Origin of the sequence: Pedobacter cryoconitis, from assembly GCF_014200595.1 — a bacterium.
In the GTDB taxonomy this organism is placed as follows: Bacteria; Bacteroidota; Bacteroidia; order Sphingobacteriales; family Sphingobacteriaceae; genus Pedobacter; species Pedobacter cryoconitis_C.
In genome coordinates this window covers 2,164,469-2,186,111 of record NZ_JACHCG010000001.1, presented here as the reverse complement: position 1 = coordinate 2,186,111, position 21,643 = coordinate 2,164,469, and the positions used below count along the sequence as shown (strand labels likewise).

General features: G+C 40.1%; 15 protein-coding genes. 10 read left to right on the top strand and 5 right to left on the bottom strand.

Features of this window, described 5'->3' with window-relative positions:
- Positions 1-173: 173 nt before the first annotated feature.
- Positions 174-2,855, top strand: a complete 2,682-nt coding sequence (locus tag HDE70_RS09115) for a CBM35 domain-containing protein (RefSeq protein ID WP_183889510.1) — start codon at positions 174-176, stop codon at positions 2,853-2,855.
- 211 nt (positions 2,856-3,066) lie between these two features.
- On the opposite strand, the gene HDE70_RS09110 is transcribed toward HDE70_RS09115, so the two are convergent.
- From HDE70_RS09110 to HDE70_RS09090, 5 genes are all read right to left on the bottom strand, one after another.
- Positions 3,067-5,955 (bottom strand): TonB-dependent receptor, encoded by a 2,889-nt coding sequence (locus HDE70_RS09110; RefSeq protein ID WP_183889508.1) that lies wholly within the window; start codon positions 5,953-5,955, stop codon positions 3,067-3,069.
- Between the two features lie 258 nt (positions 5,956-6,213).
- Positions 6,214-7,359, bottom strand: a complete 1,146-nt coding sequence (locus HDE70_RS09105) for an MFS transporter (protein ID WP_183867091.1) — start codon at positions 7,357-7,359, stop codon at positions 6,214-6,216.
- A 64-nt stretch (positions 7,360-7,423) separates the two neighbouring features.
- Positions 7,424-8,089 (bottom strand): HAD family hydrolase, encoded by a 666-nt coding sequence (locus HDE70_RS09100; protein WP_183889506.1) that lies wholly within the window; start codon positions 8,087-8,089, stop codon positions 7,424-7,426.
- Between the two features lie 18 nt (positions 8,090-8,107).
- The gene (locus HDE70_RS09095) at positions 8,108-9,130 is read right to left on the bottom strand and encodes a zinc-dependent alcohol dehydrogenase (RefSeq protein ID WP_183867093.1); all 1,023 of its coding nucleotides are present in this window, start codon (positions 9,128-9,130) and stop codon (positions 8,108-8,110) included.
- A 1-nt stretch (position 9,131) separates the two neighbouring features.
- Positions 9,132-10,361 carry an aspartate aminotransferase family protein gene (locus tag HDE70_RS09090; protein WP_183867094.1) on the bottom strand — a complete coding sequence of 410 codons (1,230 nt, stop codon included), beginning with the start codon at positions 10,359-10,361 and terminating at the stop codon, positions 9,132-9,134.
- Positions 10,362-10,964: 603 nt separating this feature from the next.
- Between HDE70_RS09090 and eat the strand changes: the two genes are divergently transcribed.
- The 9 genes from eat (at position 10,965) to HDE70_RS09045 (ending at position 21,571) form a co-directional block, all read left to right on the top strand.
- Positions 10,965-12,281, top strand: a complete 1,317-nt coding sequence (gene eat, locus HDE70_RS09085; RefSeq protein ID WP_183867095.1) for an ethanolamine permease — start codon at positions 10,965-10,967, stop codon at positions 12,279-12,281.
- Positions 12,278-13,636, top strand: coding sequence for a glutamine synthetase family protein (locus HDE70_RS09080; protein WP_183889504.1), 1,359 nt, complete (start codon positions 12,278-12,280; stop codon positions 13,634-13,636). The genes eat and HDE70_RS09080 overlap by 4 nt, the downstream gene beginning before the upstream one ends.
- Positions 13,637-13,648: 12 nt before the next feature.
- The gene (locus HDE70_RS09075) at positions 13,649-14,797 is read left to right on the top strand and encodes an iron-containing alcohol dehydrogenase (RefSeq protein WP_183867097.1); all 1,149 of its coding nucleotides are present in this window, start codon (positions 13,649-13,651) and stop codon (positions 14,795-14,797) included.
- Positions 14,797-15,510, top strand: a complete 714-nt coding sequence (locus tag HDE70_RS09070; protein ID WP_183889502.1) for a gamma-glutamyl-gamma-aminobutyrate hydrolase family protein — start codon at positions 14,797-14,799, stop codon at positions 15,508-15,510. The genes HDE70_RS09075 and HDE70_RS09070 overlap by 1 nt, the downstream gene beginning before the upstream one ends.
- The gene (locus HDE70_RS09065; protein WP_183889500.1) at positions 15,507-16,874 is read left to right on the top strand and encodes an aldehyde dehydrogenase family protein; all 1,368 of its coding nucleotides are present in this window, start codon (positions 15,507-15,509) and stop codon (positions 16,872-16,874) included. The genes HDE70_RS09070 and HDE70_RS09065 overlap by 4 nt, the downstream gene beginning before the upstream one ends.
- 42 nt (positions 16,875-16,916) lie before the next feature.
- A complete protein-coding gene (locus HDE70_RS09060; RefSeq protein WP_183889498.1) occupies positions 16,917-17,645 on the top strand; it encodes a ThuA domain-containing protein in 729 nt (242 codons plus the stop codon).
- Between the two features lie 26 nt (positions 17,646-17,671).
- The gene (locus tag HDE70_RS09055; RefSeq protein WP_183889496.1) at positions 17,672-18,886 is read left to right on the top strand and encodes a TCR/Tet family MFS transporter; all 1,215 of its coding nucleotides are present in this window, start codon (positions 17,672-17,674) and stop codon (positions 18,884-18,886) included.
- Between the two features lie 66 nt (positions 18,887-18,952).
- Complete coding sequence (locus HDE70_RS09050; RefSeq protein WP_183867102.1) at positions 18,953-21,115, top strand: FUSC family protein; 2,163 nt, start codon at positions 18,953-18,955, stop codon at positions 21,113-21,115.
- A gap of 45 nt (positions 21,116-21,160) precedes the next feature.
- Entirely contained in the window at positions 21,161-21,571 is a 411-nt protein-coding gene (locus HDE70_RS09045; RefSeq protein ID WP_183867103.1) for an organic hydroperoxide resistance protein, read from the top strand.
- Positions 21,572-21,643: the final 72 nt, after the last annotated feature.

Here is a 21,643-nt window from a genome sequence, read left to right as displayed (position 1 = left end):
AATGCATAATATATTATGTTGATCTTACTAAAGATGATTAATCCATTTAACTTTAATAATCTATTTTTCAGAGTATAACTTAATATAAGGCCAAAAAAGCATAATCTTAGCTCAGTGGTTCTGGTTAATTTAGGGGTAACATCACTAAACCAAATATAATTAACCTCTATTTTATGCGAAGCTTATTCCATATTGCCGCCTTGGCATGTATTTTATTTATCTCTCCGATGAAGTCTGTTCTTGCTCAGCAGACCACTTATGAAGCCGAATTTGGCGTATTAGCTAACGGTGCGAATATTCAGAATTGCACCACCTGTTCGGGAGCAAAAATGGTTGGTAACCTTGGTGGAACAACTAATGGAAGCCAGGTCAATACCGTTAATGTCAATACAGCGGGCACCTATAATCTTACTATTTATTATGCGACTAATGATCCCCGGTCTTTATTTCTGAAAGTTAATAATAGTACAAGCGTAGAATTACCTTGTTTTCCTTCTGGGGAGTGGAGTACTGTAGCTGCTGTAACCACAATTGTGACACTCAATCAGGGAAATAATAGGATCAGACTGGACAACAGTTCGGGCTGGGCACCTAATGTCGATAAATTGGAAATTTCTCCTTTAGATGCAGCGGTAAAGACTATCAATTTCGGCACAGGTAACCGGATCGCTTATAATCTATCGACTGGTAAGTACGACGTTTATTTTAATAATACTAAAACGATTATAGATGCTTATGCGAGTGCGAAGGCAAATGCGACAAATTCGAGTACCGGTTATACCACCCGTACTTACGCTGCTGTTGCCATTAATGATGGATTTGGTGCGGGAACAAAGCATACTATCAGTATGTCTGGAAATGGGTTAATCCCAATGCAGCAAGTTTTTTATGTCTATAATTCAAGAAATTATTTTTATACTGAGGTCATCCTGAATGGTGCCGGTGCTAACAGTTATTATATGTCGCCTTTGGTTTCAACTAATTCAAAACTCCCTTTTAGTGGAGATCTTAAAGCTTTATATGTTCCTTTTGATAATGATACTTTTATAAGATATGATGCTAAATCCTTAAGCAGTGCTGTAAATACCACCAGCGCTGAAGTCAGTGCAATTTATGACAATAACAGTCGTAATGGCCTTGTATTCGGTTCAATAGAGCACAGTGACTGGAAAACCGGGATTAAAATCAATGGTACGGGTACAAACCTTAATGCACTGGAAATATTTGGCGGTTTTGTGGAAGAACAAACTACCAGGGATAAAAGAGGGCATGGATGGGTAGGGGTAGGAACCTCAACCGCAAAATCTCCCAAAATGCTGGTTGGTTATTTTAACGACTGGCGTGAAGGGATGGAAGAATATGGTAAGTCTAACAGTATAGCTGAATCGCGTTATATATTTAGCTGGACACAGCCAACGCCTTTTGGATGGAATAGCTGGGGAGCAATTCAAAGCAATCTTTCTTTAACAAATGCGAAAGGAGTAGTTGATTTTGTGAATACCAGTTTAAAAGGGTACCGTAATGGAAATACGGCTTATATAGATCTTGATTCTTATTGGGATAATCTGAATGATAGTCAATTAAAAGAATTTGCTGATTATTGTAAAAGTAAAGGCCTGAAACCTGGAATATACTGGGCTCCGTTTGTAGATTGGAGTAAAACTAGCAGAACTGTAGAGGGAAGCTCAGTTAATTATACAGAGATCTGGACTAAACAAAATGGTGCTTACCATGATCTGGATGGTTGCCGGGCTATCGATCCAACACATCCTGCCACTAAACAGCGCATTGGTTATATGATTGGCCGCTTTAAAACAGCTGGCTTTGAAATGATAAAGATTGACTTTATTGGTCATGCAGCGATTGAAGCGGATAGTTATTATGATCCATCTGTACATACCGGGATGCAGGCTTTTCGCAAAGGAATGGAATATCTGACTGATCAGCTGGAGGGTAAAATGCTGGTTTATGCAGCTATTTCGCCAAATCTGGCTACTGGCCGGTATGCACATACCAGAAGGATTGCCTGTGATGCGTATTCTGCTATCGGAGAAACTCAATATACGCTGAACAGCACAAACTATGGCTGGTGGCAAACTTATATCTATAATTACATTGATGGTGATCATTTAGTGCTTAAAAATGAGTCTTTAGGTACGAATAAAGCCAGGGTAACTTCTGGTGTGGTCAACGGAACATTAATTGCCGGGGATGATTTTTCTACCACCGGCCAATGGAGCGGCAGAGCGCAGACTTTATTTCAGAACCAGGATGTACTGGATATCGCAAGAAACGGAGTTGCATTCAGGCCCGTAGAAGGAAATACCGGGCAGGGGGCAAGTGAGTTATTTACCAGGCAGATAGGGGGATATTTTTATCTGGCCGTTTTAAATTACGGTTCATCGGCTAAATCCTATACTATTGATATGAACCGTATCGGATTAAATCCTTCGCAGAATTATTCAGTTAAAGAGTTGTACAGCGGGAATAATTCATCGGCATCAGGCACATTAACTGCAAATTTAGGAGCCGCAGATGCTGCAATTTATCGTTTTGATCTGGGTGGTTCGAGCCAGGCTTCAAATATTCCTGAACGGAAAATTATTCCTGAAACGCCAAAAGAATTTCTTCCTTTTCCAAATCCTGTTATAGACTGGCTGAAGTTAAATAGTGAAACTGTAATTTCTTCTGCAAAACTAACTTCGCTAAGAACTGGTCAGATCGTTCAGACAGTGACGCATGTAAACAGTAAAAATCTGGAATTAAATATGAAAGATTATCAGGATCCTTTTTACGTGTTGACCGTGACAGGTTCGGATGGTGTGGTGAAAACTTATAAGATTATAAAAAATTAGAAAATGAGTTCTAGCTCAGAATTTGAAGCTGATTTTGGTGGTCAGGGGCGTATGATAAAAACGTACTTAACATAATGTTAATTATATAACAATAATATAAAAAGGAATAATGTACACATTTACTGGTAGTTAAGTGCTAAAATCAGGAGTTTTATAATTTATAATTTTATATCGTGTGGAATATTCATTCCACACGATATAAAAGGTCTTGTTAAGGATTAAATGCATAAGCCACATAATAAATCGCGCCAACTGCCGGATTCCCGTAAGAAGTGAAATTGTATTTATTCAGCACATTGGAACCGCCAATTTTAATCATAGAATTCACTGAAGGGATTTTAAGATTAACCTGTGCATCAAGTGAACCGAATGCAGGAACATTGCCGGAAGCAAAGGAAGAATTCCAATAAAATTTGCCCTGCCAGCGATAATTTACATTAAAACCAACATTTTTAATGATTTCTTTTTTTGCTATACCCAGGTTATAGCGGATTTTTGGCGTGTTGAAATCATTGATGTAATTATCAGGAATATCTCCAATGTTATTATAAGATATATTGCCGCTCAGGTTATAATTGCCCAGTAAATAGTCAATTCCCAGTGCTGCACCATAAGAAGTTACTTTGCCTGTCGCATTTACCGGAACACCGAATTTTGTAAAACCAGATCCGTCAGTATTTCTCTGATAAACATCGACCGCAGTAATAAAATCCTTATAAATATTGTAATAAGCGTAAGCATCGATCAGGAATTTAGACCCTAATAAACCTTTATAACCCACCTCAAAAGCCTGAACACTTTCAGGCCTCACCCCTTTCGCATCGAAACTATACCCTTTTAATAAAGCCGGATCAGCTTTTCCAGCGGCAGCAGCAGCCAGAAAAGCTCTATAACTAACATCTGTAAATGCCTGATTGGTAAACAAGCTATATTTATTCAGAATTTCAGGAATACCGCCAATCAGCCTCTGAGAGCCGCCACCCACTGATAAATCAATGTACTGATTCTGCGTAGTCGGATTTCGGTATCCGGTCTGGTAAGAAACCCGGATATTGTTATTTTTTGCGACGGTATAGACACCGGTCACTCTTGGTGTAAACCGGCCATCAAAGTTGCTGCTTTTATCATAACGGCCTGAAACTGTCAGTTTAAGTTTATCCTCAAAAAACTTCTTGCCCAATTGTGCAAAGCTGCCGTATTCTTTGATATTAATTTCATCCACCAGATCATTAAAAATCGTTCCGTTGGATCTTAACTGATATAAACGATAAGATGCGCCCAGTTGAAATTCAACAACGTTATTAAACAGATTACTGAAGTTATACATGCCTTCGTAATGATATAAATTAGTTTTATCATTGAACTTTGCTCCGTAAATCCCTTTCTTAAAATCAGTACCTGAAATGGTTGTATTCAATATTTGTTCCTTAGCCAGTGCAAATTCTCTGGAACCCGGAACAAACCTGCCCTGATCTGCTGCTGCTCTTGCCGCCGCATAGGCTACTGCATCTGTAGCGCCCTGGGACTTCGCACCAATATAATTTCCTACATACTGCGGAAACCAATCTGTTGATTTTTTAGAAGTTTCATTGATGTAACTTCCCAGGATTGAAGCGATATAAGAATCACCAGAACGTTCCTGTGTGGTATAACCCCTGACAAAAAAATCCTGTCCTTTTAACTCCAATTTGTACTGTCCGATACTAAAATTCCGCAAAGAATAACGATCCGATCCTGTATAAACAGAGGTACCACTGCCCCAGTAAACCTGCGCAATAGCCTCTACAGTCTTACTGAAACGGTAATTCGCCGAACCGGAGATTTTAAGTGATTGTGTCTTGTAATCTACCAGTGAACTCTCCTCATAACCCGTCCGGGATACGTTTTGATCGGGTAACAAACCTGGTGTATTCAGCCCTGCGTAAAATGGTCTCATGGTTGCATTTGTTCTTAGAAAGCCATTTAACGCATTTAATCCGGCTGGATTTGACTTAAATGCATCAATTTGTGCGGCAGTTGGAGGAGCTGGCAAACCAAGCGCACCCTGAACAAAGCCAGAAGTCCCGGCATTGAGTACAGATTGTGCCACATTACGCATGTTCTGGCTTACCTCATCACCATATACATTGATCCCATCATAATTCGGGTCTGAAGTTCTGTTGCCATCTTTTCCGGTTCTTGCGGCGCGGTCAAAGTTGGAGAAATTATCTGCCTGCCAGTCTTGTGCCTGAAGAAAAGAGAAGGTTCCTTTAACAGCGAATTTATTATTCCAGGCTTTTGCAAGACGGACGTCCAGCTGATTATAAGGCTGTACGCCGGTATTGTTATCGTTGACATGGTTAATCCCTGTCTTAAACTGAAAACTTGGGCCCTGATAATCAAACGGGCTTTTGGAAGTCATCAGCATCGTACCATTAATCCCGCCTGCACCATAAAGCGCTGATGATGCACCAGGCAGCAATTCTACATTGTCCACATCCAGGTCATTAATCCCGACAATATTACCTACCGCAAAATTAAGCCCCGGAGCCTGATTATCCATTCCATCGACAAATTGATTGAACCTGGTATTTCCGTTCGAATTAAAGCCTCTGGTGTTGATAGATTTGAAAGTTAAACTCTGGGTACTCACTTCAACTCCTTTCATATTATTCAGTGCGTCATAAAAAGACGGAGCGGCTTGTTCTTTGATTGCACTACTTCCCATTCTTTCTATAGACACTGGAGATTCTAATATCCTTTCCGGAGTTCTGGAAGCTGAAATAACAACTTCTTGTCCGAGAATACCTTCCTGTTCCAGTTCTATATTCAGATCGGTTGTATTTCCGGTAATCAACTTTTCAACGGTGGTATAGCCAAGAAATGAAATAATAAGAATAAAAGGTGCTTTTTGTTTGGTACTGAATGCATACTTTCCACTTTGATTGGTGGTGGTACCGACTGTTTTTCCTTTAACGGTAATTCCTGCGCCAGGGACAGGTTCTTTGCTGAGCTTATCAGTTACTGATCCGCTGATTACGACGCTTTGTGCCTGAACACAGATTGCTGTGATACAGAGCATTAAAAGCAAGAATACTGGTTTTGTAAATCTTCTCATCATACGTTAATTTATTATTTGGTTTACACTTACTTAAATTTAATGTAATTAAATGAAAATTTACAACGTTTAAGTCCCAATTATTTTGGTGGGTAAAACCATTAATTTAATACCGTAAATGTTAAATTTGAGGCTGAAATAAGGGTCATAGCTCTCCCCTTTCATATTCAGTATGAATTCATTGAAGATTCCTTTTAAAGCTCTTAAAAGCCGGTTTTTGTGTATTTATTGGCTGACTTACAGTGTGTTGTATATTAGTTTTTAAATCATTTTTTTAATCTGAGAAGCTAATAATGTAGTTCCAAATCCAAGTATGGCAATTAATAAGAATGACCAGCGAAGATTGGTTGCCTGCGCAATAAAGCCAATCATCGGCGGGCCGATCAAAAAGCCTAAAAACCCAACTGTAGATACTGCTGCGATTGCCATCCCCGGAGCCATAGTCTTAGACTTTCCAGCTAATGCCAATACCAGGGGGACTACAGATGATACACCAATTCCTACCATTAAAAAGCCTAAAGTAGCCGTATAAATATTTGGAAACATAACTGCCAGTAATAGCCCGGTTGTACTGATAATTCCGCTGAATTGCAGGATTTTGCTGATCCCGAACCGGGTTACAAACTTATCTGCTGCAAAACGTCCGCCTGCCATTGTAGCCATAAATGCGATTGATCCCATTGTGGTTAGTGCTTCGGGAACTGTAACTACTGTTTTAAAGTATACACCGCTCCAATCGAACATAGTACCTTCTGTAATCAGGCTCGCAAAAGCAATAAGGCCCAGCTTCAAAATATTACTATCAGGCTTTGCGAATAAGGGTTGTGATTCTGAAGCGCCGTCTTCCGGTAACAGATAACGCCAGGAATAAAAAACCAGGATCCAGCAAAGTATACCAACCAATGAAAAATGTATCCAGAAAGGCCATTTAAGAGCAATAGCCAGGGTTCCGATAGCGACACCAGTAAAGCCTGCCAAGCTCCATAATCCGTGAAAGGAGGCCATAATTGACCTTTTATATAACTCTTCTATTCCTACAGCCTGTGTGTTCATTGCGATCTCAAAAACATTGTTTAAAAATCCAAAGAGAAATAAAACAATAACCAATTGCCAGATATGGGAAGTCAATCCAATGATACATAACACGAAAGGAAATAGCAGGCCTGCGGCAATCAATACTTTACGGCTTGTAAATTTGGTAACCATCCACCCGGATATTGGTAAGCTGATCATTAAGCCTACTGGTAAAGCAAACAACACGCTTCCCAGTTCTCCATCACTCAAAGTATAGAAAGATTTAATATCATGGATACGGCATGCCCAGCTGGAATAAGTAAGCCCGGCTATAAAAAAGAAGATACTGGTTGCAATACGATGAGAACGTTTTTTATCAATAGATAAAGGCATATTTATGTTTTAAGAAGGGCATTGGATTTTTATCCAATGCCCTGTTTGGTGTTAATTTTTGTTTTTATACCAGGTGCAGTTGTAATTCGTCGTAATCTGCAATCTTTACAATATCTGCAAGATCTTCTAACTTTTTGTTATCGATTCCAATAAATTGTATACCTAATTGTTGTGTCGCCTGGTAATCCCATTTCCCATCACCTACATAGATGATTTCTGACAAAGGCATATCTATCCGGTGCAGAGTATTCATTTGCAGAATAGTATTGCCTATAATGTCACGTCTTGCTCTTGCGTCCTGTGCAAATGAGGCAGCTGCACAACCAGCAGTACTAATTCCTGCACAGCTCAATTTAAATAAGGCTGACTCTCTCCAGCCACCGGTAGCCAGACCAACACTGACCCCTTCCTGCGCGCAAAGTGCCTGAAGTATTTTACCTGCTTTAGGTATTTCTTTCATACATTCATTACGTTCTGTGTGTGCATTTTTCAGTAAAACTAAGAAATTCCTGATAAAGAGATCTCTTTCTGCTTCGGTATAGGTACGCTGGTCGCGTTCCATAAACAGCTGATGGATAATGCCAGAATCTGTTGTATTCTCATAATGTCCGTAATCTGTTTCAAAGCCATGGAAACCGAAAGTTTCTTCTAAGGCTTGTGTAAAACAGTGATCATCTACCTGCGTGGTATCTGTCAATGTTCCGTCTATATCAAATATGATGTATCTCATGGTTAGTTTTTAATGTGGTTAAATTCTGATTACAGATTTAAGACTCGAAATATTATTACTTCTTACTTTGGTGCCTACGTCGCAACCCAGATCTTTGATCGCTGATTTGAAATCGTCCAGACCATATTCGTTGGTAATGATTTTTTCCAATCCTAAATTACCTTTATTGATCAGGTCTACGGCATGTCTAAAAGTGTCCATAGAATCAATAGAACCAATAATTGAGATACTGCGGTCGGCAATTTCTCTTGCATTAATGGTCTGCTGGTTGTTGCGTAAGCCCATCATACAGATTTTACCGCCATCTGCGATCGATTGCATTGATTTTTCCAATAGTGAGCCTGTAGTATCAATGATCAGGTCATATTGATTCTTTTGTGGGATAAATGAAGGCTCTATTTTCCAGTTTTTAGACAGGACGTTGTTTTCTTCGATGAGTTTAATCCGGTCACGGGAAGCTTCGTAAACTACACCTTCTTGTATACCGTGCTGGGTTAATGCCATATAAAACAGCAAACCAATTGGCCCGCCACCCAGAATTGCAGTACGCATATATGGGGTTACTGCCAGTTTTTTTACTGCGGTAAGTACACAACTAAGCGGTTCGGACATTGCGCCCTGCTCAAAAGGAATGTTATCGTTCAGTGGATAAATAAACTGTTTGGTGGTTTTAAAGTATTTGGTAAAAGTACCATCAATAGAAACGCCTGCTTCTGTACTTGATTTCAGCAGGCAGTGATTGCGAAGGCCTTTACGGCAGTTCTCGCAGTAGCCGCAATAAAAGGTCGGATCAATGATAACACGTTGTCCTATGCTACAGGTTTCGACACCGTCACCCTTAGCTACAATAATCCCTGCGGATTCGTGGCCGATAATTACCCGCGGACTTGCATTGTATTCACCAGAAATAATACTCAGGTCTGTTCCGCAAATACCTGTAGCTTTGATTTCGACGATGACTTCATCGGCAGCTGTGATTACGGGTTCTTCTCTTTCTTTGAGCTGGATATCCCAGGCTCCGTTGTATACGATTGCTTTCATTTTATAATTGACTGAATATTTTGTTTAAGCGGAAGTAAATTTCTTCGATATCATCTTGTGTGGCGGTTAATGCCGGACGCACTTTAACCACATTTCCAAATCCGTAACGGGATCCTCTAAGAATCATTTTGTGATCTGACAAGGCTACGTCAACGATTTTATTGGCCAGATCAACGTCGGGTGCACCGTCTTTATCCACGATTTCCAGCCCCCACATATAACCGATACCACGTACATCGCCAATAACAGGGTAGTTTTCTTTTAATTTATATAAGAAATCGCCTAGTATTTTTCCTGATACCTGTACATTCTCCAGGAAACCTGGTCTGGAAACTACTTCCATTGTTTTCTGTGAAGCGGTGAGAGAGAGCAAGTTCCCTCCTGAAGTATAGGAATGTTCAAATTTTTCGAGTACTGCATATTCTTTTTTATAAAGAATAGCTGCTGCCGGGATACCAATACCACCTAAACCTTTAGCAAGCGTAATAATATCCGGTTTAATGTCATAATGTTCGCTGGCAAACATATGACCTGTTCTTCCTATCCCTGTTTGTACTTCATCGGCAATCAGGGTAATGTCCAGTTCATCGCATATTTCTCTGACTTTTTTAAAGTAGCCGTCTGGTGGGATGATATTCCCGCCATTGCCCAGAATTGGCTCTATAATCATGCAGGATACACCTCCTGAACTTCCGTACTGCGCGTAATCATGAATTGCTTCTGCACAAAGGTATCCGCAATCCGGGCCTTTTGCCGAAAAAGGACAACGGTAACAATATGGAGCCGGAATAACAGCGTTGTTGGTTGTTATTGTATTGGGGAAGGATTTTCTCCTGAAAGCATTTCCGGAGATATTAGTTGTGAAAAGTGTTTGCCCATGGTGTGATAGTGATACACTCAATACCTCACTTTTACCATTGAATTTATTCGCAATCTTTACTGCGCCTTCATTTGCTGTAGAGCCAATGATGTCACGCATCCAGCCATCGGTAATATGTTCCGGAGCTTCATCAAGAATGCTGTCCAGTACTTCTTGTGCCAGTTCACCAGTAAAAGATGAAGATACGTGGATCAGGTCTTCTACTTGTTTTTTTAAGGCATCTACTAATTCCGGATGACTATATCCCAAAGAGAGATTAAAAGTCCCGGAAACAGCATCAATGTACTCTTCGTTTTCTGGGGTGTAAAGGCGAATACCTTCACCCTTAATGAATTTAATGTTGTCTGCCATTTTTTGATTGTATTTGGTTTTTTTTATTTGCTATTAACGTGTTTATACAGGGTTTATGAAATTATTAATTTAACATTAAGATAACTTTGGTCATTAAAAGAAAAAATAAGCTGTGTGCCAATTCTGCTGCTGAAAACAATATGACGGAACTGTATTTGTGTTTTATATTCGTTCAACTGATTTAAATAATTAGTGTATAAACTTTCGTAATTATAATTTAAGATCATAATTTATTTGACGAAACATACCTATTCACGTGGTGAACGAAAATCTTGCTAATACGATAAAACAAGGCTTTAAACTAATATTATATGCGTCTGTGAATAATGGGAGCAGTTTTTTGATGTCTGTTGTCGTGTATTTTTAACACTTTATACTTTTTAAAATATCCTGATTGAGAAATTTCGGTAATCTGCCTCCTGTGAAATGAAAATTACTAAGTCTTTTAATCAGATCCTGGTTATCCAAGAGTCTTAGAACCGGGCTTTTATCAAATATGATGTGATTTGTTTTTCCTTTAAAGAAAGTGAGTTGAATTTTCTCAGGCAGATACATTTTTAAATAAATATCCTATATTTAGTAACGGGCGTAATTGAAGCATAAATGACAGAAAATAAGGGCTTAAGAAAAACACTGACTCCATTTATGCTTTGGGGGCTTGGTGTTGGTTATGTAATTTCAGGCATGTATTTCGGCTGGAATTTAGGCCTTGAAAAAGGCGGTACTGGCGGAATGGCTATTGCGACTATTGGAGTGGCTATGATGTATGTCACTTTCACGTTCAGTTATACCGAACTTGCTTGTGCAATACCTAAGGCTGGCGGCGTATTTGACTATGCCAATAGAGCAATGGGCAAAAATATTGGCTTTATTGCCGGAATTGCACAGATTGTTGAGTTTATACTCGCCCCTCCTGCAATTGCTTTCGCTATTGGCGCCTATTTTAACGCCTTCTTTCCACAGGTTCCTGTTTTAACAAGTGCGATTGTGATCTATTTTATATTTACCGGTTTAAATATATACGGGATTAAAGCTGCTGCTTCGTTTGAAGTCATAGTGACTGTGCTGGCTGTTGGCGAATTATTGCTGTTTTCGGGCTTGGCACTGCCGAAGTTTGAAGCGGTAAATCTGACGCACAATTCTTTCCCTAATGGTTGGAACGGTGTTTTTGCAGCCATCCCTTTTGCAATCTGGTTCTTTTTAGGGATTGAAGGGCTGGCGAATGTAGCGGAAGAAACCAAAAACCCTCAAAGAGATATTAGCAAGGGCTTTGGATGGGCGATATTTACGTTGGTTGTATTGTGTGTGCTGGTATTTATTGCAGCTACAGGTATCGCCGGATGGGAAGCAATAGTTTATAAAAACGGGATAAGTGGTGAAACTTCAGATTCCCCTCTTCCACTGGCGCTGGCCAAAATAACCGGAAGTAATCATCTGATGTATCATTTGTTAATTACAGTAGGCTTATTTGGCTTGGTTGCTTCCTTTCACGGGCTGATTCTCGCTGCCGGACGTTCTACTTATGAAATGGGACGTGTACATAACATTCCTTCTTTTTTAGGTAAGATCTCTCCGCGTTTTCAGACACCTGCAAATGCCTTGTTTGGGAATATGGTGATCGGGATCTTTGCACTATTATCAGGTAAAACCTCAGAGATCATCGTAATTTCTGTTTTCGGTGCTTTGACTTTATATATTATATCTATGGTTTCAATCCTGCTTTTAAGGAAGAATGAGCCTGAGCTGGATCGTCCTTTTCGCGTCCCTTTTTATCCTTTGTTTCCGATAATTTCGCTGGTTATAGCTGTGGTTTCCATCATAGCGATGCTGATCTTTAGTTTTAAGTTAGGGCTGATTTACTTTTCCATATTGGCCATTACCTTTTTGTTATACCGAACGTTTAAATCCTCTGCTCCATGACAGTTCAAGAAATATTAGCGTATGTAAAACAACATCCTTCGGGAAAAGTAAAAGTAGCTGTTGCCGATATAGACGGCGTTTTAAGGGGCAAGTATATTGCCGCTGAAAAATTTGCCACTATTGTTGAAGGCCGGATTGGATTCTGTGATGTCACCTTTGGCTGGGATATGGGCGATGTGGCTTATGATAATGTCAAGTTTACGGGCTGGCATACGGGCTATCCGGATGCCTTGGTCAAACTTGATTTAAGTACGTTCCGTAAAATTCCATGGGAAAATGAGGTGCCATTTTTTCTGGGAGACTTTGTGGATGAAAGTGATGTTCCTGCTTATACTTGTCCGCGGCAGTTATTGCGTAAAGTACTTGCGGATACTGAACAACAGGGCTTTCTTCCTTATTTCTCGCAGGAATTTGAATGGTTCAATTTTTCCGAAACACCTGAAAGTGCGGCTCAGAAAGGTTACCATCAGCTTACGCCTTTAACTCTCGGTATGTTCGGGTATTCTATTTTACGGAGTTCCCTGAAAAATGATTACATGACCGATTTGTTTGATTTGCTTTGCAGGTTTGGGATTCCGATTGAAGGTTTACATACGGAGACCGGGCCTGGGGTGTATGAGGCAGCTATAAAATACGCACCGGTTTTGCAGGCAGCAGATCAGGCTGTGCTGTTTAAAACGGCAGTGAAAGAGATTGCTTACCGGCATGGGATTATGGCCACTTTTATGGCGAAGTTCAGTGAAGACCTGCCCGGATGCAGTGGTCATGTGCATCAGAGTTTATGGGATAAGGAGTCGAAGAAAAACCTGTTTTATGAAGAAACAGATCCGGATAAAATGAGTGAACTGATGAAAAGTTATATCGCCGGACAGTTGTATTGTCTTCCACATATTTTACCGCTGATTGCCCCTACAGTGAACAGTTATAAACGACTTGTGGAGGGCGCATGGGCACCGACTACTTTGACCTGGGGGATTGATAACAGAACGGTTGCTTTAAGAGCTTTACCGGGAAGTAAAAAGGCTGCAAGACTGGAAACAAGGGTTGTTGGCTCGGATACTAATCCTTACCTGGCTTTATCAGCTTGCCTTGCTGCCGGATTATATGGAATTAAGCATCAGTTGAAATTAACACAGCCAGCCACTGCGGGCAATGGCTACCAGGAAATTGCCTATGGTGTTTTACCACACAATCTTCATGAAGCTACGCAGCTGATGAAGCATTCGGCAGTTGCAAAAGAGTTGTTCGGAGCTGATTTTGTGGAGCATTTTTCTTTAACCAGGGAATGGGAATGGAAACAATATGCAAATGTAGTAACCGATTGGGAACTCAAAAGATACTTTGAAATTATTTAAACGATTATAGCTATGACATTTGATAAGGTTTATCAGTATAACTTTCCTACGATCATTCGCTTTGGTGCAGGTGCGGTTAAAGAATTACCTGCCTATTTACAGCAGAATGGGTTAAAGCGCCCGATGATTGTGACTGATCCGACTATTGCCAGTTTACCTTTTTTTAAGGGAATTGTAAGTGATTTACAGGCCAATCAGCTCTCTGTTGAGGTGTTTAGCGAAATCCATAAAAATCCGGTAAAGAGTGATGTTTATAAGGGAACTGAGGTGTGGGATAACACTTTGCGGGACAGTATTATTGGAATTGGCGGAGGTGCAGCTTTGGATGTGGCCCGCTCTATTGTTTTAAGGGTAAATCACCGGGAAGATCTGTTTAAATATGATGATCTTATTGGTGGTGATATTTATGTAACAAATGATGTGCCTCATTTTATTGCTGTTCCAACTACTGCGGGTACAGGAAGTGAGGTTGGCCGGAGTGCAATTATTGCGGATGATGTGACCCACCAGAAGAAAATCCTGTTCTCTCCGAAACTTATGGCAAAGATCGTATTTGCTGACCCGGTATTGACGATGGATCTACCTCCTTTTATAACTGCGGCAACGGGTATGGATGCGCTTACACATAATCTGGAGGCTTTTTTAGCGAAGAATCCACACCCTTTATGTGATGGGATTGCACTGGAAGGCATATACCTGATCAAAGATTCGCTTGAAAAAGCAACCAATCATCCGGATTTAGAAAGCAGAAGCAAAATGCTGATGGCTTCTATGATGGGCGCTATTGCTTTTCAAAAAGGTTTAGGTGTGGTACATTCTCTGGCACATCCGCTTTCTTCTTTGCTGGACACGCATCATGGCTTAGCAAATGCAGTTAATCTCCCTTATGGGATGGAGTTTAATATTGCTGGTTTTGAAGATCGTTTCAGGCGTATTGCAAGAACTCTGGAATTGAAAGAAGAAACCGGTGCAGCGGTAGTGAACTATTTGGCTGAGTTGAATTCAAAGGTTCATATCCCTCAGCGGTTAAGTGAAATTGGGGTGAAATCTGAACATATTGAAACGCTGGCAGATCTGGCGTTAGCCGATTTTGCACACCCTAATAATCCAAAGCCGGTAAGCCGGGAGGATTTTAAGCAGTTGTATTTAAAGGCACTTTAATGAAAAAGAAGATTGGAATAAGTTATACGGAGACTAATTTTCAAAATTACTGGAATTGGTTTACACCTGCTGATCTGGGTGATAATTTAGAGCTGATTGAATTGTCCTTCGAAAAAAACAATGTAAAGGATATTGAATTGTGTGCTGGTTTTCTGTTGACCGGAGGGATTGACGTCACTCCTTCTTTTTATGGAGGTGCTCTGGAATATCCCGGGCAACCTGATATTTTCCTGCCGGAAAGAGATGAGTTTGAAAAGCTGATCTATGATTATTCACAGGCTTTGAAGATACCTGTTTTGGGGATTTGCAGAGGGATGCAATACATCAATATCCTGGAAGGTGGAAAAGTTCTGGAAGACATTGGTTCAGCAAATTTGATTCATAAAAAAGAGACTGAAGATAAGGTGCATTATGTCAATATAGGTCATAACTCTATGTTATACGCTATAATTGGATCAGAAAATGGAATAGTTAATAGTGCACATCATCAAGGAGTTAACGGATATAGCTTAAGTAAGAATTTAATAGCAAATTGTTATGCTGACAGCCCGGATCAACTGATTGAGGGTCTGGAATTTAAAGACAAAACAGATAAGTCTTTTATGCTTGCGGTGCAATGGCATCCGGAAAGAATGAAGGAAAAGGAAATAAATCCACTCTCTCAGAAGCTCAAAGACCGGTTTTTGGAAGAGGTAAAAAAAATGGAAAAATGAACGTAATAAATCCTGCTACAGAAGAGATCATTGCAACACTTCAGGAAGATACTGAGTCTTTGTTGCATACAAAACTTGAAATATTAATAAAAGCACAAAAGGAATGGGCTAAAATAGGTTTATCTGAACGGATCAAAGTGATTCAGCAATTTGATGATTTACTGGAAGTGGAAAAAGAAAGGCTTGCTGGTATACTGACTTCGGAGGTTGGAAAACCTTTACAGCAAGCCCGCAATGAGATTAATGGTGCAAGGGCAAGAATTCAATGGATGTATAATCATGCTGTTAAATATCTGTCTGATGAACAGGTTGTTAATACAATTGACCTGAAGGAATTTATCTCTTATGATCCGCTTGGGGTAATCTGTAATATTTCTGCCTGGAATTACCCCTACCTGGTTGGTGTGAATGTTTTTATACCTGCATTGCTGGCTGGAAATGCGGTACTGTATAAGCCTTCTGAATATGCGTCATTAACTGGTTTGGAAATCGAAAAGCTGCTTAAAAAGGCTGGAGTACCTGACGGGGTTTTTCAGGTCGCTTTAGGTGCTGGGGAAACTGGCGAACTTTTGCTGGATATGGATTTTGCTGGATATTATTTTACAGGTTCTTACCGCACGGGGCAGCATATTTATCAGCGGGTGGCAGCCAAAATGGTTCCTTGTCAACTTGAACTGGGTGGTAAAGATCCTTTATATGTGGCTGATGATGTGAAGGATATTGAAGCGGTAGCTGCCGGAACTGCGGATGGCGCATTTTATAATAATGGACAGAGCTGCTGTGCAGTGGAAAGGATATATGTTCATGAGGCTGTGTATGATGAATACGTTTCTGCTTTTGTTAAAGAGGTTAGGTCATGGAAGATAGGTCTTCCAACTGAAGAAGGTGTTTATATTGCTGCATTAACGCGTAAAGAACAAATTGATGTTTTGAATGAGCAGGTTCAGAATGCTTTAGCTAATGGCGCAGTCTTATTGAGTGGTGGAAAAAGAACTGTTGGTAAAGGGTATAATTTTGAGCCTACTGTGCTGACCGGAGTATCTAATGATATGAAAGTTATGCAGGAAGAGAGTTTTGGGCCGATTATAGGCATTATGAAGGTGAAAGATGATGCTGAGGCGCTCCGGCTGATGAAAGACTCTGTATACGGCCTAACGGCGTCCGTTTATACGGGTAGCCTGGAACGGGCAAAGGAAATACTTTCTCAGGTAGATTCTGGAACTGGCTATTGGAATTGTTGTGACCGGGTAAGTGCAGGCCTTCCCTGGAGCGGAAGAAGACATTCGGGGATTGGCGCAACTTTGTCTCATCAGGGACTGAGGACATTTACTAAAACCAAGTCGTGGCATCTTCTTAAAGGTTAATATTAATTCTTATGTTATTATGATTTATAAGTATATTTCAATATGAAAAATCTAACCCTGTTATTCAGCTTTATTTTACTGCCATTTTTGATCGTAACTGCTTATGGGCAGTCAGCTAAACCCCGTATTCTTGTGTTTTCTAAAACAGCCGGGTTCAGACATAGTGCTATTGCTACTGGAAAAACAGCGATTATTAAATTAGGTAAGGAAAACGGTTTTGTGGTGGATACTACTGAAAATGCAGCTTATTTTAATACAGATTCGTTAAAAAAATATGCGGCTGTAGTTTTCTTTCAAACTACAGGTGATGTGTTGAATGATGATCAGCAAGCGGATTTCGAGAAGTATATACAAGGTGGCGGCGGATTTGCCGGCGTACATGCAGCTACAGATACGGAATACGGATGGCCATGGTATGGTAAATTGGTTGGTGCTTATTTTGTAAGTCATCCTGCGCAGCAGCAAGCGGTACTGCATGTAACAGACCGGTCGCATATCTCAACGAAACACCTGCCAGCAGTCTGGACCAGGAAAGATGAGTGGTACAATTTCAAAGACGTGAGTAAAGATATCAAAGTGTTAATTACAATAGATGAAAAGTCTTATACAGGAGGTATCAATGGTGAGGTACATCCAATGGCCTGGTATCATAAATATGATGGCGGCAGATCCTGGTATACAGAATTAGGTCATACTGAGGAATCTTATGCTGACCAGAATTATCTTCAACATTTATTAGGTGGTATTCAATATGCAATTGGCAAAAATTAATCTAATTTTACGGTTTAATTTATCATATGGCCTCTCCAAAGAAATCCGCAATTGGATTTATTTTTATTACATTATTGATTGACTTTACGGGATTTGGAATTATCATCCCTGTCCTGCCCAAATTAATTGAAGAACTTACTGGTGGCGGAATAAGTGTTGCTGCGCTTTACGGTGGTTATCTGACTATGTCATACTCTGTTATGCAATTTATCAGTGCCCCTGTTTTAGGTGGTTTAAGCGATAAATTTGGACGCAGACCTATACTTTTAGCTTCGCTGTTCGGTTTGGGTATTGATTATATTTTCCTGGCTTTTGCACCAACTATTGGATGGTTATTTGTAGGGAGGGCGTTGGCAGGAGTTACCGGGGCAAGCTTTACTACAGCTATGGCCTATATTGCTGATGTAAGTACGCCGGAAAAAAGGGCACAGAACTTTGGAATGATTGGAGCTGCGTTTGGTATAGGTTTTATTGTAGGGCCTGTTATTGGTGGTATATTCAGTCAGTTTGGGCTTAGAATCCCTTTTATTATTTCAGCTGTGCTGGCATTAGTCAACTGGCTTTATGGTTATTTTATTTTACCAGAATCCTTAGCCAAAGAAAACAGAAGAAGTTTTGACTGGAAAAGGGCAAATCCTGTCGGGTCTTTGTTGCGGGTTGTAAAATATCCTAAATTGATAGGTCTTTTGGCTGCTTTATTTCTTTTATACCTGGCAGCACATGCAGTTCAGTCTACGTGGACCTATTATACCATGGAAAAGTTTCACTGGAATGAAGCCTGGGTAGGATATTCTCTGGGTTTTGTCGGAATTGTAGTGGGTGTAGTACAGGGTGGATTGATCCGGATAATTATTCCTAAAATCGGACAGGAAAAAGCTGTTTTTTATGGATTGGTTTTATACATAGTCGGATTTGTTCTTTTTGCATTCGCGACACAGGGCTGGATGATGTTCGCTTTCATGCTCCCTTATGGGCTGGCGGGTATTTATGGTCCGGCGATGCAAGGGATTATTTCCAACAATGTCGAAGCAAATGCACAAGGTGAGATACAGGGGTTTACGGCGAGTTTGATGAGTGTTGCGGCAATCTTCGGCCCGCTAATGATGAATAACCTTTTTGCTTATTTCACCAATCCAAAACATTCAATTTATTTTCCTGGTGCACCATTTTTAATGGCTGCTTTTCTAACGCTTATCGGCCTGTTTATTTGCTCTGCTGCACTTAAAAAGCACCATTCCTGATTTACATTTATTAAATCAGGTTGTTTCGGTCAGATTATTGCTCCATTCAAATATTAACCTCCAGAAATGTTTAACCGTCCCGTCAGAAGTATACATGATTTTTTACTGAGCACCTATTTTGCAGATGGGCTGCGGATCACCTTCGGGGTGCTTCTGCCCTCTTTGATTTTGGCTCAGTTTGGTCTGCTTAAATATGGAATGACTTTATCGTTAGGTGCGCTATGTGTAAGCGTTGTTGACACCCCCGGGCCGATTGTTCACCGAAGAAATGCGATGTTAGTGACTACGGTACTGATCACGGTGTTGTCAGTGATTGTCGGTTTAACGAATAAAAACCAGTATTTTATTGCAGTGCTGCTGGTGGCTTGTAGTTTTCTGTTCTCTATGTTTTTCCTTTACGGTACAAGAGCGGCTTTAGTGGGTACGGCATCTTTGCTGATCATGGTTTTGAGTATTGATGACGTAAGGCCATGGAAAGATGTACTGATCTATTCTGGACTGGTTTTTTCGGGTAGTTTATGGTATACCGTTTTAAGTTATTTCTTTTACCGACTCAGGCCTTATCGCCTGGTGCAGCAAACGCTGAGTGATTCTATTCATGAGGTCAGTGAATTCTTAAGAGCGAAGGCTAAGTTTTATCATGAAAGTACTAATTATGATGACAATTATGCAGAGCTGATCCAGCTTCAGGTGGCTGTTCATGAAAAGCAGGATGCGGTAAGAGAGGTACTTTTTAAGACGCGTGAAATTGTGAGGGAGTCAACGCCGGAAGGCCGTTTCTTGTTATTGGTTTTTGTAGATATGGTGGATCTGTATGAACAGGTGATGTCCACGTATTATAATTATAAACAACTCCATGATCAGTTTGATAAGGCTGGAATACTTTCCCGCTATGAACGAATTATCAACCGGATTGCCTGGGAGCTGGATGAGATTGCATTTGCACTTAAAACTGGTGGTACTCCCCGTCCGCCTGCGGTATTAACGGAAGATGTGAAACGGCTGAAAGATGAAATCAATGCACTTGAAAAAGATAATACAGACGGCAAGTATAATACACTGGGTCTGATTGCACTGAAAAATATAGAAGTAAATATTGAAAATATAGCTGCAAGGGTTAAAACTATCAATGGATACTTCAATAAGAAAGAGAAAAAGAATTTAAAGAATAGCAGTGCGGTAGATACAGAGCGTTTTATTACAAGACAGAAGTTTGATGCCAAGCTGTTTTTTGATAACCTTACCTTTAGTTCTTCTACTTTCAGACATGCCATGCGCGTATCAATTGCCATGCTGATCGGGTATCTGGTTGCCAAAATGCTGGATTCCTCCCATAGTTACTGGATTTTACTAACTGTACTGGTTATTTCCAAACCAGCTTTTAGTCTGACCAAGCAGCGAAATTACGAGCGTTTAATAGGAACGGTTGTCGGTGCGCTTATCGGGATGGGAATCCTGATTTATATCCATGATAAGCATACACTGTTTTTTATCCTGTTGTTTTGTATGATCGGGACCTACAGCTTTCAAAGGAAGAATTATATTGTGAGTGTGTTGTTTATGACGCCTTATATCCTGGTCTTGTTCGACTTTTTAGGAATGGGTAGTTTGTCTGTAGCCAGGGAAAGGATTTTTGATACTTTAATTGGTTCAGCAATCGCTTTATTAGGGAGTTATACGCTATTCCCTAATTGGGAGAATAAGAATTTAAAGGAAGCTATGCTGAGTACTTTAAGGGCAAATATGGCCTATTTTGATCAGGTTACACTTTTGTATACGGAAACCGAACACAACCTGACCAATTACAGACTTTCACGCAAAGAGGTTTATGTCACGTCTGCGAATCTATCTTCTATTTTTCAAAAGATGTTTTCTGAGCCTAAGAGCAAACAGCGGTTAATGCCCGAGATGCATCAGTTTACAGCACTAAATCATTTGCTGTCTTCTTATACAGCGACACTTTCGCTTTATTTTAAGGAGCACTCTTTTATATTAACCCATCCTGAGGATTTAAAACCAACGGTAAACAATACACTTTACCTGTTGAATCTTTCTGTGGAGTACCTGATTAAAAATAATGAAGAGCCTAGTAACGTGCCTTTAATCAAAAGTATACAGGATGATAAGAAAGGGATTGACCCGAATGAAATGATGGTTATTGAGCAGTATGAGATGATCCAGAAGGTAGCTTATGATATCTTTAAATTAACTGAAAGGATTAAAATATAAAACTTAAGGCATAGATTTTTGTTGTAATAGCATAAACAAGAAAACATGGAAAAGTTATATACAGCTGCGGTACTAGCTAAAGGAGGTCGTGATGGCCATATAAAATCAAGTGACGGAACAATAGAATTTGAAGTAAGAACACCTAAAGAAATGGGTGGTCAGGGAGGAGCAACAAATCCTGAACAATTATTTGCTGCGGCATGGGGCCCTTGTTATCTGGGTGCATTACATGCGGTAGCAAAAAATGAAGGTGTAGAGGTAGCTGATGCTACTGTAAATGTACAGGTTTCGTTTAATCAGGATGGAAATGCTTATGTGTTGTCGGCAGAACTGGATGTACATATTCCTGGGCTCAGTCATGAGGAAACTCAGAAACTGGCTGACAAAGCACATAAGGCATGCCCTTATTCAAAAGCTACAAGAGGTAATATTGAAACAAGAGTTACCGCTATATAGTGCTTAAATAAATATAGAGCCGCTGCTTTATCAAAGGCAGCGGCTTTTTTATGAGATAAATTATATTATAAA

Bases quoted from the DNA above. Each gene is read 5' to 3' on its own strand.
- HDE70_RS09115 (WP_183889510.1), top strand. From the start codon at position 174: ATGCGAAGCTTATTCCATATTGCCGCCTTGGCATGTATTTTATTTATC.
- HDE70_RS09110 (WP_183889508.1), bottom strand. From the start codon at position 5,955: ATGATGAGAAGATTTACAAAACCAGTATTCTTGCTTTTAATGCTCTGT.
- HDE70_RS09105 (WP_183867091.1), bottom strand. From the start codon at position 7,359: ATGCCTTTATCTATTGATAAAAAACGTTCTCATCGTATTGCAACCAGT.
- HDE70_RS09100 (WP_183889506.1), bottom strand. From the start codon at position 8,089: ATGAGATACATCATATTTGATATAGACGGAACATTGACAGATACCACG.
- HDE70_RS09095 (WP_183867093.1), bottom strand. From the start codon at position 9,130: ATGAAAGCAATCGTATACAACGGAGCCTGGGATATCCAGCTCAAAGAA.
- HDE70_RS09090 (WP_183867094.1), bottom strand. From the start codon at position 10,361: ATGGCAGACAACATTAAATTCATTAAGGGTGAAGGTATTCGCCTTTAC.
- eat (WP_183867095.1), top strand. From the start codon at position 10,965: ATGACAGAAAATAAGGGCTTAAGAAAAACACTGACTCCATTTATGCTT.
- HDE70_RS09080 (WP_183889504.1), top strand. From the start codon at position 12,278: ATGACAGTTCAAGAAATATTAGCGTATGTAAAACAACATCCTTCGGGA.
- HDE70_RS09075 (WP_183867097.1), top strand. From the start codon at position 13,649: ATGACATTTGATAAGGTTTATCAGTATAACTTTCCTACGATCATTCGC.
- HDE70_RS09070 (WP_183889502.1), top strand. From the start codon at position 14,797: ATGAAAAAGAAGATTGGAATAAGTTATACGGAGACTAATTTTCAAAAT.
- HDE70_RS09065 (WP_183889500.1), top strand. From the start codon at position 15,507: ATGAACGTAATAAATCCTGCTACAGAAGAGATCATTGCAACACTTCAG.
- HDE70_RS09060 (WP_183889498.1), top strand. From the start codon at position 16,917: ATGAAAAATCTAACCCTGTTATTCAGCTTTATTTTACTGCCATTTTTG.
- HDE70_RS09055 (WP_183889496.1), top strand. From the start codon at position 17,672: ATGGCCTCTCCAAAGAAATCCGCAATTGGATTTATTTTTATTACATTA.
- HDE70_RS09050 (WP_183867102.1), top strand. From the start codon at position 18,953: ATGTTTAACCGTCCCGTCAGAAGTATACATGATTTTTTACTGAGCACC.
- HDE70_RS09045 (WP_183867103.1), top strand. From the start codon at position 21,161: ATGGAAAAGTTATATACAGCTGCGGTACTAGCTAAAGGAGGTCGTGAT.